The organism is Phenylobacterium sp. (assembly GCF_036501465.1).
In the GTDB taxonomy this organism is placed as follows: Bacteria; Pseudomonadota; Alphaproteobacteria; order Caulobacterales; family Caulobacteraceae; genus Phenylobacterium.
In genome coordinates, this window is record NZ_DASYAF010000025.1 from 1 (window position 1) to 23,075 (window position 23,075).

General features: G+C 69.2%; 24 protein-coding genes. 5 read left to right on the top strand and 19 right to left on the bottom strand.

Features of this window, described 5'->3' with window-relative positions; translation table 11 throughout:
* From VGL85_RS02375 to VGL85_RS02410, 8 genes are all read right to left on the bottom strand, one after another.
* A partial coding sequence (locus VGL85_RS02375) for a TonB-dependent receptor plug domain-containing protein (protein ID WP_331585606.1) occupies positions 1 to 1,171 on the bottom strand: 1,171 nt, incomplete at its 3' end.
* A 306-nt stretch (positions 1,172 to 1,477) separates the two neighbouring features.
* Complete coding sequence (locus VGL85_RS02380; protein ID WP_331585607.1) at positions 1,478 to 2,467, bottom strand: FecR family protein; 990 nt, start codon at positions 2,465 to 2,467, stop codon at positions 1,478 to 1,480.
* A 134-nt stretch (positions 2,468 to 2,601) separates the two neighbouring features.
* The gene (locus tag VGL85_RS02385; protein ID WP_331585608.1) at positions 2,602 to 3,171 is read right to left on the bottom strand and encodes an RNA polymerase sigma factor; all 570 of its coding nucleotides are present in this window, start codon (positions 3,169 to 3,171) and stop codon (positions 2,602 to 2,604) included.
* Between the two features lie 75 nt (positions 3,172 to 3,246).
* Complete coding sequence (locus VGL85_RS02390; protein WP_331585609.1) at positions 3,247 to 4,020, bottom strand: alpha/beta fold hydrolase; 774 nt, start codon at positions 4,018 to 4,020, stop codon at positions 3,247 to 3,249.
* Positions 4,021 to 4,204: 184 nt separating this feature from the next.
* Positions 4,205 to 4,636, bottom strand: coding sequence for a response regulator (locus VGL85_RS02395; protein ID WP_331585610.1), 432 nt, complete (start codon positions 4,634 to 4,636; stop codon positions 4,205 to 4,207).
* Between the two features lie 122 nt (positions 4,637 to 4,758).
* Positions 4,759 to 5,220: an NUDIX hydrolase gene (locus VGL85_RS02400; RefSeq protein ID WP_331585611.1), complete on the bottom strand. Its 462-nt coding sequence runs from the start codon at positions 5,218 to 5,220 to the stop codon at positions 4,759 to 4,761.
* A gap of 113 nt (positions 5,221 to 5,333) precedes the next feature.
* Positions 5,334 to 5,795, bottom strand: a complete 462-nt coding sequence (locus tag VGL85_RS02405) for a GNAT family N-acetyltransferase (protein WP_331585612.1) — start codon at positions 5,793 to 5,795, stop codon at positions 5,334 to 5,336.
* Between the two features lie 346 nt (positions 5,796 to 6,141).
* Positions 6,142 to 8,016: a DUF885 domain-containing protein gene (locus tag VGL85_RS02410; RefSeq protein WP_331585613.1), complete on the bottom strand. Its 1,875-nt coding sequence runs from the start codon at positions 8,014 to 8,016 to the stop codon at positions 6,142 to 6,144.
* Positions 8,017 to 8,222: 206 nt separating this feature from the next.
* Between VGL85_RS02410 and VGL85_RS02415 the strand changes: the two genes are divergently transcribed.
* A complete protein-coding gene (locus VGL85_RS02415) occupies positions 8,223 to 8,531 on the top strand; it encodes a hypothetical protein (RefSeq protein ID WP_331585614.1) in 309 nt (102 codons plus the stop codon).
* A 3-nt stretch (positions 8,532 to 8,534) separates the two neighbouring features.
* On the opposite strand, the gene VGL85_RS02420 is transcribed toward VGL85_RS02415, so the two are convergent.
* Positions 8,535 to 9,056 (bottom strand): hypothetical protein, encoded by a 522-nt coding sequence (locus VGL85_RS02420; RefSeq protein ID WP_331585615.1) that lies wholly within the window; start codon positions 9,054 to 9,056, stop codon positions 8,535 to 8,537.
* A gap of 186 nt (positions 9,057 to 9,242) precedes the next feature.
* On the opposite strand from VGL85_RS02420, the gene VGL85_RS02425 reads away from it, so the two are divergent.
* Both VGL85_RS02425 and VGL85_RS02430 read left to right on the top strand, forming a co-directional pair.
* A complete protein-coding gene (locus VGL85_RS02425; RefSeq protein ID WP_331585616.1) occupies positions 9,243 to 10,313 on the top strand; it encodes a DUF5700 domain-containing putative Zn-dependent protease in 1,071 nt (356 codons plus the stop codon).
* Positions 10,314 to 10,379: 66 nt separating this feature from the next.
* Complete coding sequence (locus tag VGL85_RS02430; protein WP_331585617.1) at positions 10,380 to 10,556, top strand: hypothetical protein; 177 nt, start codon at positions 10,380 to 10,382, stop codon at positions 10,554 to 10,556.
* Between the two features lie 10 nt (positions 10,557 to 10,566).
* Here the strand turns inward: VGL85_RS02430 and radC are convergent, their stop codons facing one another.
* The 9 genes from radC to map form a co-directional block, all read right to left on the bottom strand.
* Positions 10,567 to 11,316 carry a RadC family protein gene (gene radC / locus VGL85_RS02435; RefSeq protein WP_331585618.1) on the bottom strand — a complete coding sequence of 250 codons (750 nt, stop codon included), beginning with the start codon at positions 11,314 to 11,316 and terminating at the stop codon, positions 10,567 to 10,569.
* A gap of 82 nt (positions 11,317 to 11,398) precedes the next feature.
* Positions 11,399 to 15,007 carry an ABC transporter permease/M1 family aminopeptidase gene (locus VGL85_RS02440; RefSeq protein ID WP_331585619.1) on the bottom strand — a complete coding sequence of 1,203 codons (3,609 nt, stop codon included), beginning with the start codon at positions 15,005 to 15,007 and terminating at the stop codon, positions 11,399 to 11,401.
* Between the two features lie 9 nt (positions 15,008 to 15,016).
* Positions 15,017 to 15,943 (bottom strand): DUF2268 domain-containing putative Zn-dependent protease, encoded by a 927-nt coding sequence (locus VGL85_RS02445; protein ID WP_331585620.1) that lies wholly within the window; start codon positions 15,941 to 15,943, stop codon positions 15,017 to 15,019.
* Positions 15,944 to 15,951: 8 nt separating this feature from the next.
* Entirely contained in the window at positions 15,952 to 16,830 is an 879-nt protein-coding gene (locus VGL85_RS02450; RefSeq protein WP_331585621.1) for an ABC transporter ATP-binding protein, read from the bottom strand.
* An 87-nt stretch (positions 16,831 to 16,917) separates the two neighbouring features.
* The gene (locus VGL85_RS02455) at positions 16,918 to 18,627 is read right to left on the bottom strand and encodes a hypothetical protein (RefSeq protein WP_331585622.1); all 1,710 of its coding nucleotides are present in this window, start codon (positions 18,625 to 18,627) and stop codon (positions 16,918 to 16,920) included.
* A 38-nt stretch (positions 18,628 to 18,665) separates the two neighbouring features.
* Complete coding sequence (locus VGL85_RS02460) at positions 18,666 to 19,328, bottom strand: hypothetical protein (RefSeq protein WP_331585623.1); 663 nt, start codon at positions 19,326 to 19,328, stop codon at positions 18,666 to 18,668.
* Positions 19,329 to 19,385: 57 nt separating this feature from the next.
* The gene (locus tag VGL85_RS02465) at positions 19,386 to 20,009 is read right to left on the bottom strand and encodes a hypothetical protein (RefSeq protein WP_331585624.1); all 624 of its coding nucleotides are present in this window, start codon (positions 20,007 to 20,009) and stop codon (positions 19,386 to 19,388) included.
* Between the two features lie 83 nt (positions 20,010 to 20,092).
* The gene (locus VGL85_RS02470) at positions 20,093 to 20,449 is read right to left on the bottom strand and encodes a hypothetical protein (RefSeq protein ID WP_331585625.1); all 357 of its coding nucleotides are present in this window, start codon (positions 20,447 to 20,449) and stop codon (positions 20,093 to 20,095) included.
* Positions 20,450 to 20,459: 10 nt separating this feature from the next.
* Complete coding sequence (gene map / locus VGL85_RS02475) at positions 20,460 to 21,284, bottom strand: type I methionyl aminopeptidase (RefSeq protein ID WP_331585626.1); 825 nt, start codon at positions 21,282 to 21,284, stop codon at positions 20,460 to 20,462.
* Positions 21,285 to 21,474: 190 nt separating this feature from the next.
* Here map and VGL85_RS02480 point away from each other — a divergent pair, with 190 nt between their 5' ends.
* Complete coding sequence (locus VGL85_RS02480; protein WP_331585627.1) at positions 21,475 to 22,554, top strand: acyltransferase; 1,080 nt, start codon at positions 21,475 to 21,477, stop codon at positions 22,552 to 22,554.
* Here VGL85_RS02480 and VGL85_RS02485 read toward each other — a convergent pair.
* Positions 22,551 to 22,763: a hypothetical protein gene (locus VGL85_RS02485; RefSeq protein WP_331585628.1), complete on the bottom strand. Its 213-nt coding sequence runs from the start codon at positions 22,761 to 22,763 to the stop codon at positions 22,551 to 22,553. The genes VGL85_RS02480 and VGL85_RS02485 overlap by 4 nt on opposite strands.
* A gap of 183 nt (positions 22,764 to 22,946) precedes the next feature.
* Between VGL85_RS02485 and VGL85_RS22130 the strand changes: the two genes are divergently transcribed.
* Positions 22,947 to 23,075 (top strand): glycerol-3-phosphate acyltransferase (locus VGL85_RS22130; protein WP_414695156.1); only part of this gene is annotated, 129 nt, incomplete at its 3' end.

Below are 23,075 nucleotides of genomic sequence, written 5' to 3' on the forward strand. Positions count from 1 at the left end.
GGATGAGCTGGGCGCCCAGGCCCTCGCCGGCGTCGCCCAGGGCGGGCTCGGCCGGCGCGGGGTTGACCAGGATGTCCAGCGAACCGGGCGTACGTTCGTGCGAGGACGAGCCGTAGACGCCGGCCAGCCAGGAGATCGGCCCCGCGTCGGTGGAGGTGAGCACGATGTCCTGCACGAAGCGGCGGATGCGCGCCGCCTCGGAATAGATGCCGAGCGAGGCGCCGGTGGTGCTGAACAGGCTGATGTCCGCCGCCGAGGCGTCGTAGAGCGCCGAATAGTCGTGCTGGACGTAGGAGGTGGTGGCGTTCAGGTCGGCGAAGCCCAGCTCGCCCTTGAGGCTGATGGTGGCCAGGCCGAAGTCGTTGTCGGAGGACTCGCGCACCTGGTTGGCGCGTTTCAGCGAGTTGGAGATCGTCGTGTACTGGGTGTCGCGCGAAGTCAGGCGCTGGGCGACCAGGCCCAGGTCCACCGTCCAGGTCGGCGCGAGTTCCAGGCGCAGGGTGGCGCGCGCGCCTTCGCGCAGGGTGGAGTCCACGTTGGACAGGCGCAGCGAGACGTCGTCGAGATAGCCGCCCTGGTCGTCGTAGTAGGCGACGAGCCGCAAGGCCGCGCGGCCCATGGCGATCGGCAGGTTGGCGAAGCCCTCGCCGGAATAGCTGGGCGCGCCGCCGCGGGTGGTGGCCCAGGTCGCCTGGGCGCCGGCGGCGTAGCGGTCCGGGTCGGGCTTGTTGGTGACGATGCGGTAGACGCCGCTGATCGCGCCGGTGCCGTACAGCGCGCCCTGCGGCCCGCGCACCGTCTCCACCTGGGCCACGTCGGTCAGCCGCAGGTCGGGGTCGGGCGCGTTGTAGTTGAGCGGCGCGTCGTCGAGATAGGTGGAGACCGTGGACCGCGCGCGGCCGGTGAAGGCCCCGTCGGAGAGGCCGCGGATCAGGATCTTGTCGCGCCCGGGCCCCAGGTTGGTGGTCAGCACGCCCACCAGCTGGCCGGCGGTGGCGCGCACGTCATAGGCGTTGGTGATCGCCAGCTGGTCGGCGCTGACCACGCTGACCCCGGCCGGCAGGCTGTCGAGCCGCTCCGGCCGCTTGCGCGCGGTGACCAGCAGCTCGTCCACCATCGGCGCGCTGGGCGGCACGATGCGCGGCTGGGGCGCGGTGGGAACGATCTTCACCGTGCCGGCGTCGACGATACGGAAGGCGCAGGGCGCGCCGGCCAGGACGCGGCTCAGGGCTTCATTCAGGTTATAGCGGCCGGACAGCCCGGAGCGGCCACCTTCGCCGCAGGCCTGGACATTGAGGATCGAGACGTTGCCCTGGACCGCCAGGTCGATCAGCGCCTCGGCGTAGGACTTGGGCGTGATGGCGAAGCGCCGGCGCGCTTCAGCGGCCTCAGCCCGCAGCGCAAGCGCGAGGAGGCACAGTCCCGCGAGGGACGCGCGCAGAACGGCAGCCGGCCTTGGTATGGCCCGGTGTCCCCCTCATGGCTTCGCCGCCGGATCGCTGCGAAGCACAATCCCTTCCGGTGAAGGTAGCGCCTTGACGGGGGCAAGCAAAGCGAGGCGCCGCGTCACAGCCTCCTCGCTGTCGAGGATGAGCACGCCCGAGACGCGGGTCTGGGCCAGGGCCGGGTCTTCCAGCACGATCGGCCGGGCGAATTGCTGGTTCAGGTCCGCCACCACCTCGCCCAGCGGGCGGTTGCGGTAGATGAGCTTGCCGGCGCGCCAGCTTTCCACGGCCTGCGGGTCGGCGGCGCTGAGTTGCGGCGGCGGGGCCACCGGGCCTTCGACGACGTCGAGCCGCTCACCGGGATGCAACCGCCAGACGCGCCCCTTGACGCCGTCGGCCGGGCGGACCTCGACCACGCCGCGCTCGACGGTGACCGAGAGGTCGCTTCCGAGATGGCGGACGTCGAAGCGGGTGCCGACCACGCGCACCGTGCGCTCGCCGGCGGCGATCAGGAACGGCCGGGCCTTGTCGGGGGCCACGTCGAACAGGGCCTCGCCCTGCGGCAAGCTCAGGCGGCGCTCGTTGCGCGCCAGGGTGACCGAGAGGCGCGAGCCGCCGTTCAGCTCGACCGTCGAGCCGTCCGCCAGCTTGACCTCGCGGTGCTCGCCCTTGGCGGTGGCGAACTTCTGGGTTTCCGGCGCGAAGACGCTGAACGGGGTGAGAGCGACGACGAGGGCGGCGGCGGCGGCCAGGCCGCCCAACGCGATCCAGGCGCGCGAAGCCCCCAAACGGCGCGGGGCCGGGCGGTTGTCCAGCGCTTCGATGATCCGAGGCGCGGCGGCTTCCAGTTCCAGCATCACCGAGAGCGCGGCGTCGTAGGCGCGGCCGTTGGCGGGCTCGGACACCCAGGCGTCGAAGACCGCGGCCTCGGACGCGTCGAGGTCCGCCGCGGACAGGCGCGCGAGCCAGTCGGCCGCGGCGCCCTTGCGGGCGTCGTCCGGTAGTGTGGCGACCTCAGCCATGGTTTCCCACTCGGCGCAGAGCGCCCCTCATGGACATAGACGGCGCCGCTGCGGCCAACCCCCCTGTCGCGCGACTCCGACGAGCCTCACACGTAACGGTTGTCATCTGTCGAGACATCCCAGGCATGGTCCGGCTAGGCATCCGTCCGGGCCCCCAGTTTCGCGGCGAGGGCCTTGAGGGCGGCGGAGATGTGCTTCTCCACCGCCTTGACGGACAGGCCCATGGCCCGCGCGGTCTCGGCGTGGCTCAGCCCCTCCAGCTTGTGCAGGCGGAAGGCGCGGCCGGCCTGGGGCGGTAGTTCGGCCACGGCGGCCACCAGCTGGCGCAGGCGCTGCGCCGAGGCGGCGGCCTCGTCGGCGGGCGGCAGGTCGGCGACGTCGGTCCCGCCCACCGCGGTGTGGGCGGTCTGGCGCCAGGCGGTGTCGCGCGCCAGGCTGCGGGCCTCGCCGCGGGCGCGGTCGAGCATCAGGTTGAGCGCCATGCGGTAGATCAGGGCGACCGGCGCGCCCACGTCCTGGGTGCGGTCGCGCGCGGCGAGCTTGAAATAGAGTTCCTGGACCAGGTCCTCGGCGGCGGCCAGCGAGCCGGCGCGCGCGGCCAGGAAGCGCAGCAGGTTGGTCCGCCGCTCCAGATAGGTCGCGAGCAGCGGGTCGTCGGCCGCGAGGGCCTGTGAGGTCGGCGATGGCTCAGGCGTTTCGGCCACCGCCGAGATGTGCCGCAAATCGCGCGGCGACGCCAACAGCGCTGGGTTTAATTCGGCGTGCTGGGCGACGCCCTTTCAGGCGCCCATTAGCCCGGCGTCCTTCAGGAATCCGGTCAGGGCGGCGTTGAAGGCTTCGGGCTGGTCGATATTGGCGCTGTGGCCGGCGTCCGGGATCACCGCCTTCTTCGCGCCGGGGATCTTGGCGGCCATGTAGTCGGAGGCGGCCAGGAAGGGCGTGTCGTTGGCGCCGACGATGACGATGGCGGGCACAGCGATGTTCGGCAGGTTCTCGATCACCTTGGCGTCGCGCTGGGTGAGCATGCCGCGGGCGGCGCGGGCCAGGCCAGTGGCGTCGCGGTGGCGGGCCAGCCGCACCTCGGCGCTGGAGCGGGTGGTGTCGGGCAGGCCCTCGGCCTCGAACTTCTCGGCGCGGCGGATGGCGTTGGCGTTCCAGCCGTCGCGGGCCTCGTCCTTCTTGTAGCCGGGACCGGTGTCGATGATCAGCAGGGCCCGGGTGCGCTCCGGATGGGCGCGATGGAAGGCCAGGCTCATATAGCCGCCTAGCGACAGGCCGCCGACCACGGCGTCCTTCGCGCCGATTTCGTCCAGCAGGGCGGCCATGTCGGCGACCGTGGCTTCCTCGGAATAGGCGGCCTGGTCCTGCGGATAGTCCGAGCGGCCGTGGCCGCGCATGTCCCAGGTGACGACGGTGAAGCGGTCCTTGAGCACCGGGACCTGGCCGGCCCACATCTCGCCGGTGGAGGAATAGCCGTGGGTGAGGATCAGGGCGGGGCCGGCGCCGGCCGCCTCATAGTGGATCTTGACGCCGTCACGGTCGAGCAGGGGCATGAGCGGTCTCCCGGGTCCGGCTCTTGCTGGCCGGCGCGGAAGCCTAGCGCGCCAATCTCATATCGTCATGGCCGGGCTTGTCCCGGCCACCCATAAACACCGCCGTTGTAAGCGTTCCTGCGGCGACAGCGCCCATGGGTCCCCGGCACAAGGCCGGGGATGACGGATCAGAGATGAGCGGCGACTAGGCCGCGTTGGCGGCGGCGGACTTGCCGGCCTGGGGCTCGCAGGCCCGCTTGATGGCCTCCAGCAGGCCGGAGACCAGGATCGGCTTGGCCACGAAATCGGTGAAGCCCAAGGCGCGGTACTCGTCGGGGCGGCGGCTGAAGACGTCGGCGGTAAGCGCGATCACCGGAGTCTTGGCCTCCGGGCCCGCGCCCTGGCGCAAGCGCTCGACGGCCTCGATGCCGGTCATGCCCGGCATGTGGATGTCCATCAGGACCACGTCGAAAGCCTGTTCGGAGAGCCGCCTCAGGGCGTCCGCGCCGCAATTCGCCTTGATGGCGGTGTGGCCGAAGGCGCCCAGGATCTCCTCGACGACGCGCAGGTTCATCGGGTCGTCGTCCACATGCAGGACGACGAGCGCACGGTCGAACTTGGGATAGGACTGCGACACGACAATAGGTTCCCACCTGCGGCCAACTGTGCCGCGCGAAGGTTTCCTTAAGACTGACGTTTTCGGTTAACGCGTGTTTACCAAGAATCTTATCAGAGCGATTCGCGGGCGGATTCTTCGGCCTAGGCGGCTTCCCTGGGGTGGAAGGTCGCGAGCAGGACCATCAGCTCGGGCTCGTCCACCTTGCGGGCGGCCTCGACGGGCGGCAGCCACAGCTTCTCGCGCTGGCCCGCTTCGAGGAAGCTCTCGGCCTCGTCCTCCACCCGCAGCGGGAAGACCTGCACGCGCACTTTCTGCAGCCGGCCGTTCTTGAGGCGCTTCTCATAGGCGTAGTCGCCGGCCGGGCGCTTGGAGACGTGGCCGCGGACCCCGGCCTCCTCGAAGGCCTCCTGGGCGGCGCAGCGGGCCGACTTCTTGCCCTTCATCGGCCAGCCCTTGGGGATGATCCAGCGGCGGCTGTCGCGGCTGGTGATCAGGAGCACCTCCACAGCGCCCTTGGGGTCGAACCGCCAGGGCAGGGCCGCGAACTGGGCGCGGGGCTCGCGATCGGGCTCGCGGCTGGAGGGCTTGTCAGGCTTCCTCATCCGGAAGCGGCGCGGGGCGGGGATGAGGACTCAGGCATGTGTCGAGGATGATCCGGCCACGGACCATTGCAACGCTTGATGTCGGACGCATGACAGCGCGGCGATCGGCCCGCTCAGACGTCCTTGCGGTAGACCAGGAAGCCCGACTTGTCCGCCACCTGGTCGTAGAGGCGCATGGCGACGGTGTTGGTCTCGTGCGTCTGCCAGTAGACGCGGAAGGCGTCGGCCGCGCGCGCCTGGGCATAGACCGCCTCGATCAGCGCGCGCCCGACGCCTGCGCCGCGCACCTCCGGCGCGGTGAACAGGTCCTGCAGGTAGCAGATGGGGGCGATGGCTGTGGTCGAGCGGTGGAAGAGGTAGTGGACCAGGCCCAGCAGCCGGCTGTCCTGCTCTGCGACCAGGGCGTGGACGGGCTCGGCGGGATCGAAGAACCGGGCCCAGGTCGTGGCGTAGACCGCCTCGGGAAGCGCTGTCGGCCCCTCGCGGCCGTAGAAGGCGTTGTAGCCGTCGAACAGCGGTCGCCAGGCGGCGTGGTCGCCGCGCGCGATGGGCCGAGTGGTGAGATTATTCAACACGCAGGAAGCCCGGTTCCCGGCCAATAGCATTGGTCCGATCGAATAATTCTCTCGCCGCAGCGATCGACTGTAATTCGAGTATAGGGAGGGTCGACGAAGCCCCCCTTCAACATGAAAATGACCGAACGCTCGTTGTGGCTTCGAGTAACGACGGGGTCTTCGGTATAAAAGGCGTCAGCATGCCCGGAGGAAACGCGTTGTAGCTCAGCAAGGACAAGCGCTTTCCGCTGAGCATCATAGCTGAACCAACAAAAGGTGCTGTGTTGAGGGTTCGACGTCTCGCAACTACCCAAGGTCGTCGCTAGACCCAGCGAAACGCAAACGGCAGCCGGGCGCCTGGGGATCCTCACAAGTTCACCACGCCACCGGCCTTGATGTAGCCGTCGACCGCATCGCCCAGCACGGTGAGCGGCACGGCGCCGACCTTGACCACCAGGTCGTCGAACAGGCGCAGGTCGTACTTCGGCCCGAGCGCCGCCTTGGCCTTGTCGCGCAGCCGGTTGATCTCGGTGTGGCCCACCTTGTAGCCGCAGGCCTGGCCGGGCGTGCCGGTGTAGCGGTCGATTTCGCTGGTCATGGCTTCGCGGGTGCGCCCGGTGTTGTCCATCGCCCACTGGACCGCCTGTTCGCGGCTCCAGCGCTTGGCGTGCAGGCCGGTGTCGACCACCAGGCGCACGGCGCGGAACTTCTGGGCCTGCAGATAGCCCAGGCGGCCGGCCCAGTCGTTGTCGTACATGCCGATCTCGTCGCCCAGCTGTTCAGCGTAGAGGGCGTAGCCTTCCACATAGGCGTTGAAGCCCGACAGCAGGATGCGGATCAGCGGCAGCTTGCCGGTCTCGGTGAGGTAGGCGCCCTGCCATGTGTGGCCGGGAATCGTCTCGTGATAGGTCAGGCTGGGCAGGGAGAACTTCGGCCAGTTCTCCGTCGATTTCAGGTTGATGTAGTAGGTCGAAGGCCGCGAGCCGTCGAGCGAGCCGGTGTTCATATAGCCCTGGCCGGCGCCGTCCTGGATGTCGATGGGCACGCGCTTGACCACCACCGGCGCCTTGAGCTGGATCGTGAAGGCCTTGGAGAGCTTCGGCCGCACCGCGGCGATCAGGCCGTTCAGATAGGCGATCAGCTGGGCGCGCCCGGCGTCGGTATTGGGGAACAGGTACTTGGGATCCTTGCCCAGCGCGGTCATGCGCTCGCCCACCGAGCCGTGGGTCAGGCCCTGGGCGCGCAGCAGGGCGTCCATCCGCGCCTCGATCGACTTGTTCTGCTCCAGGCCCATGTTGTGGACCTGGTCGGGCGTCAGGTTGGTGGTCGTGCTCTCGCGCAGCAGCCAGCGGTAGTAGGCGTCGCCGTTCGGCAGGCGCCAGACGCCGGCGTCGTGGCCGGCCTTGGGCTGCAGGGCCTTCAGCTCGGCGAGCTGGGCGCGGAGCGCGGGGTAGACCTCCTTCTCCACCAGGGCCGCGGCGCGGGCCTCGTAGGGGCCGTCCAGGTGGGCCTCCTTGACCTTGCGGCCAAGGGCGGTGGCCAGGCGGGCCTTGGCGGCGGGAATGGCGAGCAGGCCTTCCTGCTGGCCGATGGTGTTGGAGAGGATGAAGTCCGGCGGGATGACGCCCAGGCCGGCGTCCTTCTTCACCCGCTCGGTCTCCTGGCCGATCGCGCGGGCCATCTCGTGGACCCGGCTGAGGTAGGCCTCGGCGTCGGCCTTGGTCTTCACGGCATGCTGGCTGTCGAGGAACTCCGGCACGGCGGAGTAGGAGCCGCCCTGCTGGCTGACCACATAGGGGCCGGCCGACTCGCTCTGGGAGGAGATCAGGGTGTTCTCGCCATAGTCGAAGGGCGCGGCGTCGCGGCCGACCTCGAGGGCGTACTTCACCACCGCCTTGTTGATCCGCGCGGTGGGCGACAGGCCCGCGTCGGGGAAGCCGGCCAGCTTCGCGAGCTGGGCGCGGCACCAGACCCGATCCTCGACGATGTGGGCCATGGAGGAGTCTGACAGCTTCGACTTCAGCGCCGCGCGCTTGCCGGTGTCGAGGCCGTAGCTGGTGGCCTGTTCCGGCGAGGTGACCAGCAGGTGCTCGCTCACGCCGTTCATCCAGGCGTTGAGGGCGGCGTCGCCCGGGGCGGCCTTGCCCGCTGCGGCGGCCGGTCCGGCGAGGGTGAGGTCGGAGGTGGCGGCGAGGCCAGCCGCGGCCCCGGCGGCCAGCAGCTTGCGGCGATCGATGGTCATTCAGCAATCCCAGCTTGTCGTTGTTCCCGGCCACGCCCCGCGCGGCCTTTGCAGCGACCCTAGGGCGCTGGGCCGCAGCCCGGCAAGGCCGGCGCGACCAAAGGCCGGCGCAACACGGTCAACGGCCGTTCATCCTGTTTTTGAACAAGGGGTTAAAGACAACGGCGTTATGGGCATACAGCCAAGCTAGAAAGGCCTCGCGCTCCATGTCCGATTTCGCGCTGAACTCGATCTCCTTCCAGCAGGCGGCCCAGCCGCAGCAGACCCAGGCGCCGACCCCGCCGGCCCCGCCGCAGCCGTCGAAGGACCAGTCGGATCACAAGCCGCTCAACGCCTCGACCTCCTCGCGCGGGCCGGCGGTGGTGCTGAGCGGCGCACTCGCGCAAGGAACCGACCGCAAGCGCGACACGGGCAGTTCACAGAGCGGGTCCCAGAGTGGGTCCCAGGGCGGCGCCTCGCAGCAGGCCTCGACCCAGAGCCAGGCGAGCGGCCACCACATCAACCACGTGCTGTGAGGCTCAGCCGTCGGCGCTGGGGCTGCCGCCGCCGGCGCTGATCCAGGTGACCAGGTCCCAGGCGTTGCGCACGGCGATCAGCAGCATCGCCACCAGCGACACCGCGATCCCCAGGATCGCCCAGCCCGGCGCGATCCAGGCGGCGGCGGCCGCGACCGCCAGCGCCGCCGCGGCGATGAACGGCGCCACGCCGTAGCCCCAGACGTCGGACCAGTGCGCCGCGTTGATCCCGCCGCCGGCCAGCATGTAGAGCGCCCGGCCGCTGAACCCCAGACAGACGAGCGCCCCGCCCAGGAAGAGGCCGCCGGCGATCGGCGGCGTCAGGTGCGGCGCCGTCGCCGTGGCGCACATCACCAGCACCACGGCCAGATGCGCCACGGTCGGCGTCATGTAGGCGGCGGCCGCCTTGAGCTTCAGGCCGCCGTCATTGCCCTGGATCAGGGTGACGACGATGAACAACAGGCCGATCAGGCCGCCGGACGCGCCGCCGATCAGCAGGTAGAAGTCGTCCCAGCCTTCGAACATGCGCGCTCCGAACCGCGCCCCGAGCGGGCGTCGACCGTTGCGCAGCATAGGCCGCGGGGCCGGGCCAGGAACAGCCCGGCCGCAGCGCTCGGCGGTGCGGGGATTGTTGTTGCTGTCCGCAAAGAATTTCATTGACCGTCGCCGCCGGCCGCTGTCTCCTAATCTCTTAGGAGATGGAGGGGCCGCGTGACCGGACGCATGTGGATCGGGTGGGTCGCGATGCTGGGCGCCGCCCTGGGGATGGGCGCCGCGGCGTCGGCGGCGCCTAAGGCGGCGCCCGGAACGCCGCCGATCCAGCTGGCCCTGGACGCTTCCGAGGCCCAGGCCTGCCTGGCGATCCTCGATGAGGAGAACGCGGGGCGCCCGGTCGCCGAGGCCGACTGGCGGCGGCTGTTCTCGAGCCAGCCCTACCAATGGCTGGTCGCCCGCGAGGCCACGTTCGGCCACCGGATGGACGAGGCGGCGTTCCGCGCCTTCCTCGCCGACCCGAAGACCCGGGCCAAGGCGCGGGCCTGGCGTGAGACGCTGGACCACATGACCGCGGCGGACATGCCGGCTCTGGGGCGCGGCGTGCTGGCGTGGCTGCCGCCCGGCGCGCGGATCGCGGCGCGGGTGTTCCCCGAGATCAAGCCGACCTCCAACAGCTTCGTCTGGACGAAGCCGGATGCGGGACCGGCGATCTTCCTCAATGTCGAGAACCAATCGCGCGACCAGTTCGAGAACACCGTGAGCCACGAGCTGCACCACATCGGCCTGAACAGCCTGGACGACCGGCAGACCGCCTTGCAGGCCGGGCTGTCGGACCGCGTGAAGCTGGCGATGAAGTGGATGACCGCCTTCGGCGAGGGCGAGGCCATGCTGGCGGCCGCCGGCTCGACCGAGCGGCACCCGCACTGGGAGGACGACGCCCTGATCCGCGCCCGCTGGGACAGCGACATGGCCCACTTCAACGCCGATGTGGGCGCGGTCACCGCGCTGTTGAACGACATCCTCGATGGGCGGCTCACCACCGACGACGAGATCCGCAGGCGCGCCGCGCCGTTCTGGGGCGTGCAGGGCGCCTGGTACACCGTGGGCTATGAGATGGCGGTGCTAGTCGACAAGCGCTTCGGCCGCGCGGTGCTGAACGACTGCCTGCTCGATCCGCGCGAGCTGCTGACGCGCTATAACGCCGTGGCCCGCGAGGCCAACGCCCAGGGCGCCAGCCTGGCGCTGTGGCCCGATGCGCTGATCGCGCAGCTGAAGCCCGCCGGCTGAACGGCCATACGGCGATTTAACTTGGCGGCCTCGGACCATTCTTTCCTCGTGGATCGAGGAGACCTGATGCCGACCCCACCGATGCGCGCGCGGCCGCAGAGCGCCGCGCAACTGGCGGCGCGCCGGACCCGCGACCTGATCGACTGCGGCGTGGTGGCCGATCCGCACGCGCCCGGCGCCGCCTCGCCGGGGTCGCTGCCGATGGTCTGGCGCACGACGATCTACAACCGGGTCTGGGACTGACCGCGCGGCCCTAGAACAGGCCCAGCGCCTTCAGGCTGGCGACGCCGTCGCGCGCGGCGATCAGGTGGTCGTGGACGGCGATGCGCAGGGGCCGGCCGGCGTCGGCGACCTGGCGGGTCATGTCGATGTCGGCGGCCGACGGCGTGGGGTCGCCCGAGGGGTGGTTGTGCACCAGGATCACCGCGCTGGCCGACAGCTCCAGCGCCCGGCGCATCACCTCGCGCGGATAGACCGGGGCGTGATCCACGGTGCCCTTGCCCATCACCTCGTCGGCGATCAGCTGGTTCTTCTTGTCGAGGAAGAGCACGCGGAACTGCTCGCGCGCCTCATGCGCCAGGGCGGTCTTCACATAGGCCAGCAGGGCCGACCACGAGGCGATGACCGGGCGTTTGGCCACCGCCTCTTTCGCCGCGCGCACGGAAAGCTCGTGCAGCAGGGTGAGGTCCAGGGCCAGCGCCGCGCCCACGCCCTTGACCGACGTCAGGTCCTCAGCCGAAGCGCCCAGCACCGCGGCGAGCGAGCCGAAGCGGGCCAGGAGCTGCTTGGCGAGCGGTTTGACGTCGCCGCGCGGGATGGCGCGGAACAGGACCAGCTCCAGGAGCTCATAGTCCGGCAGGGCGGAAAGGCCGCCCTGGGCGGCGCGATCGCGCAGCCGGTCGCGGTGGCCGACGTAGTGCGGGGCCGGGACCTTGGGCCTCGCGACCGGCCGCCAGAGGTCCGGCTGGGCGGCGGCGTCCTCGACGGCGGGCAGGGCTTCCATGGGACAGGAATGTTCCCCATCCGTTCCGGATCGTCAAGCCGTTACGGCCAAGCCGGGGCGCGCTTATGCGTGGGCCGCGCCGTCAGGTCCCGCTCACCTTCACGGTGTTGTCGTCGGAGTTGCGGTCGATGCGCTTGTTGTAGGGGTCGACGCCAGCGAAGACCGGCTTCTTCGGCACGGTGACCGTGTAGGTCTGGACGCCCGACTTCACCGCCAGCGGCTTCATGAAGAGGACGTCCCTGGCCGAGAAGTCCTTCTTGCCGGGCTCGGCGGTGAAGACGCCGATGTCGACCACCTCATCGGTGAGCGGGGCTTCGGTCTCCTTGCCCTGGCCGTTGGCGTAGAGCTTCTTGGCGTCCACGGTCAGGGTCACGTCCCACTGGCCGTCGGGCCGCTTCTTCGCGACCGCGGCCTTGGCCTTGTAGTCGTAGAGGGTGATCTTCTCGAAGAGGTCGGTGATCAGCTGCTGCTTGCCGGGCGGCGCCACCTCGCGGAAATCGGCCACCAGTTCACGCGTGTCGGGATAGGGCGCGGGCTTGAAGGCATGGGCCGCCAGGTACTTGCGCAGCGCCGCATTGACCGCGTCCTCGCCGATCTCGTCCTGCAGCCGGTACATCACCAGCGAGCCCTTGCGGTAGTGGATGTAGGGCTGGTTCTCGACCTTCTCGAGCGGCAGTTCCTCCAGCGCTTCGCCGCCGCGCGACTTCAGGTAGCTGTCGAGCTCGTACTTCAGGAATTTCCGGATCATGTCCGGCCCGTACATGTGCTTCATCACCATCAGGGCCGAATACTGGGCGAAGGTCTCGATCAGCATGGTGGCGCCCTGCTCGTCGGCGCTGACCGCCTGGTGGCCCCACCATTGGTGGGCGAGTTCGTGGGCGCCGACGTAGGTCACCATGTCGATCCGCGAGGGGTCGGTGTCGGCGTCGGCGATGAACACCAGGCCCTCGGACCAGGGGACGGTGTTGGCGAAGGACTGGGCGAAGGCGCCGTCGAAGTCGGGGAACTCCAGATAGCGCAGCTGGCGGAACTGATAGGGGCTGAAGTTGACGTCGAAATAGTCGAGCCCGGCCTTAGCCGTACGGATCATGCGATCCACGTTCCAGGGGTGCTTGGGGTCGTAGTAGACGCTGATCGCCACGCCCCGGTAGGTCTCAGTCTTCACCGCATAGCGGGCCGACTGCAGCGAGAAGAAATTCATCATCGGGCTGTCGGAGACGAAGTGGGCGGTGCGCCGTCCGCCCGAGACTGTCTCGGAGACCTTGTAGCCGGGGGCGATCGGGGTCTGGTCGACCACGGTGGAGAGCGTGATGTCGCTGCTCACCCAGTCGCTGTCGTTGCGAAGCGCGTTGTGCTGGTCGGCGCCGGCCTCGCCCAGCTTCGGCGGCCGCAGCTCCGGCGGCAGGCCGTACTTGCGCCGCTTGGAGCGGTCGGTGAGCAGCTGGTTGCGGTCCATGCCGAGGATCGGCGCGACCGCGATGTTGTTGAGGAAGGTCCCGTTGTCGACGACGCCCCTCCAGTTCCTGGTGTTCTTGAAGCCCCGTTGCGCGCGTTCGGTGGCGAAGCTGATGGTCCGCGTCTCGCCCGGCGCCATCGGCTGGTCGAAGGCGAAGATCTTGTAATTGAAGCGGCCGAAGTCGGCCTTCTGATGGGCGCCCTGCACGGTCAGGGACCGCACCTTCAGGTCGCGGTCGCCGAAGCGGACGTGGACCTCCGAAAGCGGCGCCGTGGTGCGGTTCTGGATCTGGTAGCTGCCGCTCGTCGTCACCCGCGGCGCGTGCGGATAGATGGCGACGTTCAGCTTGACCGCGGTGATCGTGGGCTGCGGCGTGTCGTGGAACTGCCAGAGCGCTTTCTCGTAGTGGGCCAGGTAGCGCTCGTCGTCGAGGTGGGTGCGATAGGGGTTCCAGACGTGGGTGTTGACGTAGATGTAGCCGCCCAGGCTCACGAACACCGTCAAGCAGAGCGCCAGCAACACGCCGGGCGCGCCCTTCAGGCGTGAAGGCAGGCGGCGCAGCCGGGGCCAGAAACGGGTCTCGACCCCACGCCGCCACAGGCCGTAGGCCAGCACGGTCAACATCAGCGCGAAGGCCGTCCAATAGGCGCGCAGCAGGTAGGGGCCGATCCAGAACCGGCCCTGGCCGTTCATGTCGGAGACCGGGATGTCGGGCAGCAGGGCATATTGGTAGAGGCTGTTCTCGAACCCCAGGTTGTTCGTGACGATGGTCCCGATCAGGTAGAGGACCATGATCCCCCAGCCGACGAACTTATGGGGGCTGAGCGCCTGGACGAAGATCGCCAGCACCGCGATCAGGATCGCATCGATCGACTGCGGGACGATCCACCAGAGCAGGTAGTTCCCGAGCTCGAAATTGAAGTAGCCCTTGATCGCCTGGATGATCATGGCGACCACGACGCTGGCCACGAAGGCGGAGATCAGCACCAGGGCGATAGCCAGGGTCTTGGGCACGATGAAAGCCCAGTCGGGCACGGCGGTGGCGTCGATGATCTCGGCGGTCTTGCGCTCGCGTTCTCGCCAGACGAGCTCGCCCGCGTAGTAGATCGCGATGATGATGGTCATGAAGGTGAAGATGCCGGCCAGGCCCTGGACCATCACCCGGGTCACCGGGAAGGTGCGTCCGCCGTAGAGGCTGACGTCGGTGCCCAGCCAGAGGTTCACCACCGAGAGCAGGGCCGAAAGCGCCAGCAGGACGAAGAAGGCCGGGCTCTTGAACACCTGGCCCATGTCGAGCCGGGTGCGGGCGACCAGCTGGGCCCAGGCGGCGGCCCGCCCGAACACCGGCTTCGGCAGGGCGCCGGCGACGGCCGGGGCGGGCGCGGCGGCCTCCTCGGCGGCGGCCAGGCGCGCGGCGCGACGCTGGCTCTTCGAGGCCTTGCCGCTCTCGAAGTGGAAGAGCCGGTAAGCGAGCGCCAAAAAGCCGACGGCGATGGCGCTCCACAGCAGCTTGTTCCAGAGCAGATAGTCCGCGATCGGCGGGATCAGCGTGTTGCGCTCGCTGGCGGTCCAATAGCGGGTGGCCAGGCCGAAGGCCGCCGTGCCGTCCGGCTCCCAAAGCGCGCCGGCGTGCTCCATCCCCTGGCGGCTCAGCAGCAGGGCGAAGATGGCGCGCAGGATGATGAAGACGATGACCCCGACATAGGACCACATCATCGAGCGGGTGACGGTGGCCAGGGTGAAGAAGATCGCGCTCGACAGGAACAGCACCGGCAGCGCCAGGTAGAAATAGGCGAAGAGGTAGGCGCCGGGCAGGAACGGCCCGATCGTCTCCTTGTCGACCCAGGGCATCAGCGACCCCAGGGCCATGCCGACGGGTACGGCCAGGAAGCTCAGCGCCGCGGCGAGGTAGGCCCCGATGAAGCGCCCATAGAGATAGTCGAACTTGCGGATCCGGGTGGCGTAGACCAGCGGCCCGAAGCCCGTTTCATCGTCGCGCACGACCACATTGGCCACGAAGGCGGTGGTCACGAACATATAGATGATCGCGAAGATCAGGCTGGTCTGGGCGATCACCCAGGGCGCGTTCTTGTGGACGTTGGCGGTGTTGCCCAGGGAGACGTTGTCGGAGGCGACGGCGCCGAACGCCAGCAGGGCGAAGATCATCACCGCCACCCAGAAGATCGGCTGGCGGGTCTGGTAGCGGAATTCGAAGCCCGCGATCTTGAAGAACATCGCCGTCTCCTAGCGCGCCGGTTTCCAGCCGCTTTTGGCCAGGAAGGCCTTGGCGTCGGTCATGTGCAGGATGTCGAGGAGCGCCTGGTGCTTGTTGGGCGCGCGGTCGTAATAGGCCTTCACGATACGGTAGCCGACCCAGTAGCCGAGGTCGCCGGGCTCGGCCGCCGTGCCCTTGCTGTTGTACATCCAGGCCGACAGGTCCGTCTTGTCCTCGTCGCGGACGAAGGCGCGTTCGATCTCGCCCTCATGACCCCTGGCGATGTTCACCGGGCCGTGGTTGCCGATGTCGCCGGAGAACAGCTCGGCGAACAGCTCCGCGGCGCCCTCCATCAGCGACATGGTCAGCACCGTGGCGTTCGGATCGCCGACGTCGACGGTGGAGAGCGGCCCCGCCTGCTGGATGTGGCCGTACTCGTGCATCACCACGTGGACGAAACGCTCCTCGGGGTTCGGGTTCATGAAGCTCGCCGCGCAGAGCGCCTCCAGGCCTATGGTGACGCCCGAAGGGTTGGTGATTCCGACAGGGCGGGTGCGGCCGACCACCAGGGTCACCGGCGGGAACTTCGCCTCCGGATAGGCGCGGGCGAGCCTGGCGAAGTCGGTGGTGAGCCGGCGCTTCACGTTCGGCAGGGCGGCCAGGCACTCGCGGGCGTTTTCGTAGGCTTCCGGGCGCTCGGCGATGGCCTTGGCGATGCTTTCGCCGGAGACGCGGCGCAGTTTCATGAACTCATGCAGGCCGCTGCTGCCGGGCGCCAGGTAGTCGCGGTCCAGGGTGGCCGCGTCCGGATGGCCGCCGTGGGCTTCGTAGACGCGATAGAACCGCTCGACGTCGGCGGTGAGGATTTCGGGGCCTTTCGGCGCAACCGCGTGGGCGGCGGGCGGCGTGAACGCCAGCGCCGCGCAGACCGCGCCCAGGATCAGGCCCCGTCCCATGCGCCGGCTCAGGCCGCCTTGCGGGCTGTGGCCAGGGTGGAGAAATAGACGTCCTCCAGCCCGCCGGTGACCGGGGCGAAGCCGTCGCCCGGGTCGGCGTCGGCGGCGATGTGGATCACCGTGCGCCCGGCGAACAGGCGGGTGGAGATCACCTGATACCTCGCCTTGGCGGCCTCCAGCTCGGCCTTGTCGATGGTCTTCATCCAGATGCGGCCCTTGAGGCCGGCCATCAGCTCGGTGGGCGCGCCCTGGCGCACGATCCGGCCGTCGACGATGATCGCCATGGCCGGGCAGAGGTCGGCCACGTCCTCGACGATGTGGGTCGACAGGATCACCACCACCTGCTCGCCGATCTCGGCCAGCAGGTTCAGGAAGCGGTTGCGCTCCTCAGGGTCCAGGCCCGCGGTGGGCTCGTCGACGATGATCAGGGCCGGGTCGCCGATCAGCGCCTGGGCGATGCCGAAACGCTGGCGCATGCCGCCGGAGAAGCCGGCCAGCGCCTTTTTGCGCACGGCCCACAGGTTGGTCTGGTTCAGCAGGCTCTCGACGGTTTCGCGCCGCGCCTTGGCCTCGGCCACGCCCTTCAGCACCGCCATGTGATCGAGCATGTCGTAGGCCGAGACGCGCGGGTAGACGCCGAAATCCTGTGGCAGGTAGCCCAGGGTGCGGCGCAGCCGCTCCGGCTCGGCGATCACGTCGATGTCGTCGAACTGGATCGAGCCGGAGGTCGGCGTCTGCAGGGTGGCGATGGAGCGCATCAGCGTCGACTTGCCGGCCCCGTTGGGGCCCAGCAGGCCGAACATCCCCTTGGCGACCTCGAGGTCCACGTCGTCGAGGGCGCGCGTCCCGTTGGCGTAGACGTGCGTCAGGCTCTTGATCGACAGCAAGGGCGGCCTCCCGGATTGAGGCGCGCACGCTGCCTCGGTTCACCGCGCGGTGGCAAGTGAGCGAACGGTAACCTTGTGACGTCGCGCCTAGGTGAGCGCGAGCGAGACCTTCGAAAGATCGCCGCGCCAGACTTTCCTGGCCTGGGCCATGTCGCGGGCGGCGGCGGCCGTCTCGCCCTGCTTGGCCTCGGCCTGGGAGAGGACGCGAAGGGCCAGGGCGTCGTCGGGCCAGCCGGCCAGGCTGGCCTTGGCCTCGCGAATGGCGTCGGCGGGCTTGCCGGCCTCCAGGTCTGCGGCGGCCAGGCTGCGGCGCACCGGATACCACCAGGGCGGCGGGTCGAAGGCCCTGGCGACGGGGAAGGCCTTGTCCTGGAGGGCCGTGGCGCGGGCGAAGAACTCGGCGGCCTTGACGGGATCGTGGGTGAGCAGCGCGGCGCGGCCGTTCAGCACGTCGGCGGCGATGCTGGCCTGGTCTTCGTTGCCGGTCTCACCGGCCTTCAGCGACTCCACCAGGAGCGCCAGCACCCGGTCGGCCTCGCGGCGCACGCCGGCGGCGTCGCCTTCCGCGGCGTAGGCCTCGCCCTTGGCGTAGTGGCGGTAGATGCGCACCAGGCGCGGGTCGGAGGGCGCGTCGCTCATGGCCAGCGCCTTCGACGGCGCATAGCGGCCGTAGGCCACCAGGCTCTTGGCGTCGACGGTGGTGCGGCGGTTGGCGGCGCTTTCCACCCGCGTCAGGCCCGCCGGCAACATGATCCTGGCGTTGTCGGCGCTGGCCGGGAAGGCGACGTCGCCGTGCTCGGCGTACTTCAGCGACAGCTTGGCGTCGCCGGCCATCAGCGCCCCGGCCAGGCCGAAGGTGTAGTTGTGCAGATAGTACATCTGGCTGGAGAGCGGACCGGCGTAGCCCAGCCGAGCCTCGGTGTCGGCGTCGACCTTCAGCGCCTCGGCGTCGACCACGGCGACCTGCTCGTACTGGCCCACGTGCATCAGGGTATGGGCCGCCATGTGCACCAGATGGCTGGCGCCGGGCGCGAGGCCCGCCAGCTTCTCGGCATAGGGCAGGGCGTCGCCCGGGCGGCCGATGAACTCGGTGGCGTGGATGTAGTAGTGGATGGCGGCGGTGTCGTCGGGGCGGCGCGCCAGCACGGCCTTGATCAGCTCGATGGCGCGGGCGTTGGCCTGGGGGTTGCCGCCGCGGCCCGGCAGCATCAGGGCCTGGGCGGTGAGGTCGGCGATCTCGTCGTCGGCCGGATAGCGCCTGGCCAGCTCGTCCATGGCCTTGCCGTAGGCCAGGTCGCGGACCAGGGGCCGGTCCTTCTCGTAGCGGACGATCAGGGCGTCGATCAGGCCCGCGGCGCGGGCGTCGCCAGGCTTCAGCAGCGCCTTGGCCTTCTGGGCGTGGGTGAGGGCGATGGCGGTCTCGGCTTCGCTGACCCCGTAGTTGAGGGTCGGGCCCAGGCCCAGGGCCACGCCCCATTCGCAGAGCGCGCAGGTGGGATCGAGCTGGGCGGCCTTGGCGAAGGCGGCGTTGGCCTCGTTGTGGTTGAAGGCGTGGTAGAGGTTCAGCCCCTCCACGTACCAGGCCTGGGCCTGCGGGTTCCTGGTGTCGGCGGGCGAGGAGCCGTTGCCGACGCCAGTCAGCATGACCGCGGGCGTGGGCGTCAGGTGCGCCGCGGCCGTCTGTTCCGCCCCGCAGATGAAGCCGACGCCCAGCTGGGTGGCGTCGGCGCCGACCACGCCGGGCAGGGCGAGGCTGAGCGCGACGGCCGACAGGGCGGCGGTGGCGAAGGCTTTCATGACGATCCTCCCGGCGACGCGGCGAGGGTCGGGCGTTTTCAGCTCGTGGGCAAGGGCGAGGCTGCGCGGCGCCGGTTGGGTATGAACTCGTGGTCCGAACGCACGCAGGCCTTGGCCGGCGTATGGACCCGCCTGTGGACCGTCCAGCACTGGTCGAACACCGAGCAGTAGCAAACGTCGGGGTCCAGGCCCTTGCTCCTGACACCCTCGTCGAACAGGTCCCAATAGCGGGCGTTCTGGGGCGTCTTGTCGATGTGGAAGACCAGGCCGCGATCCTTCGAGGCGATGAAGCGGGTCAGCTCGTTGTCGTAGACGGGAACCAGCAGCCTGACCGCCTCGTCCGCCTCGGCGGGACCCACGGCGGCGCGGATCAGTTCGGTCACGTCGGCGGCGTAGCGGCCGCCAACCCTCATCGTCAGGCTGCGTTCGTCGGCGGGCCCGACCCCGTGGTTCACGAGCTCGACCGAGAAGCGCTCAACCCCGTTGGAGCCGTCGAGCACGCCGTCGCTGACGCCGATGATCAGGTAGGGATAGGAGCTGGCCTTCAGCATGCGCGACTCGATGCCGGCGTTGTAGAAGGCGATGCCGATCGAGCAGACCGAGATCACCAGCGCCGAAAGCGCGGTGGTCCATTCCAGCCACTTCGGAAGGCTGGAGCCGCCGTGCGGCCGATGCAGCGGTTCGGGGACTTCAGGCGCCATGGCGCGAGCTAACCGGCTTCGGCCGCGGCGGGCAACACGCGCGCCGGGGTCGAGGGCTCAGTTGTATTCATGGGGTTCGTCACGGTGGCAGGCCTTCACCGGCTGGGGCGCGTCTTCATCGTGGCGAACCCAGCATTCGTTGAAGACCGAGCAGTAGCAGACCGTGATATGCCACCGCGACATCGACTCCTGAAAAGGATCCCACCAGCGGGCGTTTTCGCTGGTGCGTGGAATGGAGAAGAGGAACTGGGTCTTGTCCGCCGGGATGAAGCGCGTGGGCTGGACGTTGCGCACGGCGTCCAGGGTTTCCGACGGCCCCGGCGTCGCGGCGGGCCCGACGGCCGTGGCGATCAGGTCGCGCAGGGAGGTGGCGTAGTGGCCGCCCACACGCACGGTCAGGCTTTCCTCGTGCGCCGGCCCCACGCCCTGGTTGGCCAGATTGAGCTGCAGCCGCCTCGTCACCCCGTCCGGCGCCACGTCATCGCGGCTGACCTCGATGTAGGGATAGGTCTGGGCGGCCAGCGCCTTGTCGGCGTCGTGGCTGTTGTGGACGGCGATGAAGATCGATGAGATCGACACCACCAGGGCGCTGAGCGAGGTCACCCACTCCAGCCAGCTCGGGATGACGCCGCGCCGCGAACGATGCGGCTCGGGGTCGGGCGGGTCGACGTCGAAGGTCATGCGGCCGAGCTAAGCGGCTCGCGCGCGCCGGGGCAAGCGCAGGCAGGACAAGCTCAGGCCGGACAAGCTCAGGCCGGACAAGCTCAGGCGAGCGCGATCCAGATGCCGTTGCTCGCCAGCTGCTTCAGGCCCCTCGGCCGGCGGAAGAGGAGCGCGGGCTCATAGGCCCATTGATGGCGGACCTCGGCGCCGTCGGCGGCGCGGGCGACGATGCGGAACGCCACCGCCGCGCCCAGTCCGGTGCGGGCCGGCAGCCCGGACAGCGGGATTTCCTCGATGCTGACGGCGGTTTCGCCCAGCCGGGCGAGCCCGGCCTCGACCTCCTTGCGTCCCAGCGCGCGCCATACGCTCCGGAGCCGCCAGGCATTGTAGGCGCCGCCGATCCCGATCAGGGCCACCGCCACGGGCAGGACAAAGAGGCCGATGTCGAAATGATGCATGGGAACGCCCCTAGCCGCTGATCACCGGCGGCTTGAACAGGCCGGCCGGCGAGACGGTGAAGATCTCGCTGCCCGTCTCGGTGACGCCGATGGAATGTTCGCACTGGGCCGACAGCGACTTGTCGCGGGTGACCGCGGTCCAGCCGTCGGAGAGCAGCTTCACCTGGTATTTGCCGAGGTTCACCATCGGCTCGATGGTGAAGAACATGCCGGGCCGCAGCCGCTCGCCGGTCCCGGGCTGGCCGAAGTGCAGGATGTTGGGCGCATCGTGGAACACCCGGCCCAGGCCGTGGCCGCAGAAGTCGCGCACCACCGAGCAGCGCATGCTTTCCACATAGCTCTGGATGGCGTGACCGATGTCGCCCGTGGTCGCGCCGGGCTTCGCCGCGGCGATGCCGCGCTCGATGGCCTCGTAGGTGACGTCGATGAGGCGCTTCGAGCGTGGCGCGATCGCGCCCACGCCGTACATCCGGCTGGTGTCGCCGTGCCAGCCGTCGAGCACGACGGTGACGTCGATGTTGGCGATGTCGCCCTCGCGCAGCACCCGCTCGCCCGGGATGCCGTGGCAGACCACGTGGTTGGCGCTGATGCAGACGGTCTTGGTGTAGCCGCGATACCCCAGGCAGGCGGGCAGGGCGCCGTGGTCGAGGATGAACTCGCGGGCCAGGGTGTCCAGCTTGTCGGTCGCCACGCCCGGGACGACGTGCGGCGTCAGCATGTCCAGGCACTCGGCCGCCAGCTTGCCGGCCTTGCGCATCCCCTCGAAGTCCTCCGCGCCGTGGATTTTGATCTGGCCGGTGCGGTAGTCGGAATCGAGGATGTCGGTCATCGCCATGGGGTCTGTTCGCGAAGCAGGTCGTCTCTATGTCGCAATCATAGCACGGAAATTCAACGTCCAGGCCCCGTCCGGCGGGCCATGACCAATCGAGGCGGCGCGTACCGGCCGGCGACCCGCTGGTAAGCAATACGCAAGCCGGGGTAGATTCTCGTTGGCCGGGCTGCCAGGCCGCCGGCGAGGGGGGTGGATGGCGCAGAGTCACGAAACGGAGGCCGCCAACAGATACGTCTCCCTCGACTATCTGCGCGCGGCTGCGGCCTGGCTCGTGGCGTGGGATCACCTTGCCAACACCATGCCCGGCTGGCGCGGCCAGGTCTTCCTGCCGGCTCTGTGGGTCCGCAACCACATCAGCGGACCGCTGGGCGTCATCCAGGACTTCGGGTGGTTCGGCGTCGCCCTGTTCTTCCTGATCAGCGGCTTCATCATCAGCGACAGGGCCCGCGTGGAGAGCGCCGGGGAATTCGTGCTCAAGCGCCTCCTGCGCATCTATCCAATGCTGGCCGTCGCGGTGCTGCTGTCCTCGGCTTTCGCGGTGGCGAAGAGCCAGGTCACGGTGACGAACGTCCTGCTCAACCTGACCCTCGCCAACTACCTGGTCGTGCCGCAGGTCGCGCTCCTGGGGGTCGCCTGGACGCTGGTCATCGAGATGATGTTCTACGCGCTCACGGCGGTGACCCAGTTCGCGCGCAACTCTCCGCATAGCATCGCCCTGAATTTGGCGGTGGTCGCCTTGATGATCTGGCGGCGAGGCGCGTACGGGCCGAGTTTCCTGCTCGCGGCGGCCGTCGCCAGCTACCTCCCGGTCCTCGTCATGGGTCAGACGATCTACTGGTGGCTGGCCAAGGGACGGCTTTCGGCCTTCTGGGGCCTGACCTATCTGGCGGCGGCCTACGGCCTTTTCATGCTGGGCCTGGAAGCCCTGCAGCCCGGCTTCCTTCCGGTCACCAATTCCTACGTCATCTCAGTAACCTACGCCCTGCTGCTGTTCGTCGTGCTGCTGCGCGCGTCGCTTCGGCCGCGGCCGGTGGTGCGGTTGCTGTCGGACACCAGCTATTCGCTCTACCTGCTGCACGGCGTCGTCGGCTGGGGGGTCATGGCGGCGCTGCTGGGCCGCGCGCCGCTGTGGGTCGCCATCGCACTCGCGGCGGGCGCGTCGCTGGCCGCTTCGTGTGTCACCTATTGGCTGATCGAGACGCCGGCCAATACGCTCGCCCGGCGTCTGAGCCGCAGCCGGCGGCATAGCGCTGCGAGGCTGGCCGAAGCCTAGGCCTGGCGCGTGTTGCTCCAGACCACCTGGCAGACGCCGATCACCAGGGCGATCGCGCCATAGATCGTCCAATGCGGGTCGCCGACCATGAAGCCTTTGCGGAAGGCCAGGTTCAGGCCCTGCAGCATCCAGACGCCGCCCATGCAGACGAGCAGCACGCCGATCAGGCTGGATACGATCCGCATCACCAGGTTGAAGAGGTTGCGCACGGTCTCTCTCCCATCATTTGTTGTCGGGCGAGCATGCCGTGGATGGCCTCGGCGGTCGAGCGGTTCGCCGATCCAAGATATGCGCCGAACGATCGAGCCGCCGACAGGCCGGCTTGAGGAGTGGCCGCCCGCGATTGCACGGCCCGGCCTGGGGCCTCAAGGTTCAGTCGCAGAGGGGGATCGATGACCGATATCCTGAAGACGTTCGCGGCCTTGGGCCTGGGCTACCTGCTGGGCAGCCTCAACACGGCGGTGATCGTCGGCAAGCTCTACGGCAAGGATATCGGCGCCTATGGCAGCAAGAGCGCGGGG

Excerpts from the sequence above, each read along its gene's own strand:
- VGL85_RS02380 (WP_331585607.1), bottom strand. The coding sequence starts at position 2,467 with ATGGCTGAGGTCGCCACACTACCGGACGACGCCCGCAAGGGCGCCGCG.
- VGL85_RS02390 (WP_331585609.1), bottom strand. The coding sequence starts at position 4,020 with ATGCCCCTGCTCGACCGTGACGGCGTCAAGATCCACTATGAGGCGGCC.
- VGL85_RS02400 (WP_331585611.1), bottom strand. The coding sequence starts at position 5,220 with ATGAGGAAGCCTGACAAGCCCTCCAGCCGCGAGCCCGATCGCGAGCCC.
- VGL85_RS02410 (WP_331585613.1), bottom strand. The coding sequence starts at position 8,016 with ATGACCATCGATCGCCGCAAGCTGCTGGCCGCCGGGGCCGCGGCTGGC.
- VGL85_RS02415 (WP_331585614.1), top strand. The coding sequence starts at position 8,223 with ATGTCCGATTTCGCGCTGAACTCGATCTCCTTCCAGCAGGCGGCCCAG.
- VGL85_RS02420 (WP_331585615.1), bottom strand. The coding sequence starts at position 9,056 with ATGTTCGAAGGCTGGGACGACTTCTACCTGCTGATCGGCGGCGCGTCC.
- VGL85_RS02430 (WP_331585617.1), top strand. The coding sequence starts at position 10,380 with ATGCCGACCCCACCGATGCGCGCGCGGCCGCAGAGCGCCGCGCAACTG.
- radC (WP_331585618.1), bottom strand. The coding sequence starts at position 11,316 with ATGGAAGCCCTGCCCGCCGTCGAGGACGCCGCCGCCCAGCCGGACCTC.
- VGL85_RS02440 (WP_331585619.1), bottom strand. The coding sequence starts at position 15,007 with ATGTTCTTCAAGATCGCGGGCTTCGAATTCCGCTACCAGACCCGCCAG.
- VGL85_RS02445 (WP_331585620.1), bottom strand. The coding sequence starts at position 15,943 with ATGGGACGGGGCCTGATCCTGGGCGCGGTCTGCGCGGCGCTGGCGTTC.
- VGL85_RS02455 (WP_331585622.1), bottom strand. The coding sequence starts at position 18,627 with ATGAAAGCCTTCGCCACCGCCGCCCTGTCGGCCGTCGCGCTCAGCCTC.
- VGL85_RS02460 (WP_331585623.1), bottom strand. The coding sequence starts at position 19,328 with ATGGCGCCTGAAGTCCCCGAACCGCTGCATCGGCCGCACGGCGGCTCC.
- VGL85_RS02465 (WP_331585624.1), bottom strand. The coding sequence starts at position 20,009 with ATGACCTTCGACGTCGACCCGCCCGACCCCGAGCCGCATCGTTCGCGG.
- VGL85_RS02470 (WP_331585625.1), bottom strand. The coding sequence starts at position 20,449 with ATGCATCATTTCGACATCGGCCTCTTTGTCCTGCCCGTGGCGGTGGCC.
- map (WP_331585626.1), bottom strand. The coding sequence starts at position 21,284 with ATGGCGATGACCGACATCCTCGATTCCGACTACCGCACCGGCCAGATC.
- VGL85_RS02480 (WP_331585627.1), top strand. The coding sequence starts at position 21,475 with ATGGCGCAGAGTCACGAAACGGAGGCCGCCAACAGATACGTCTCCCTC.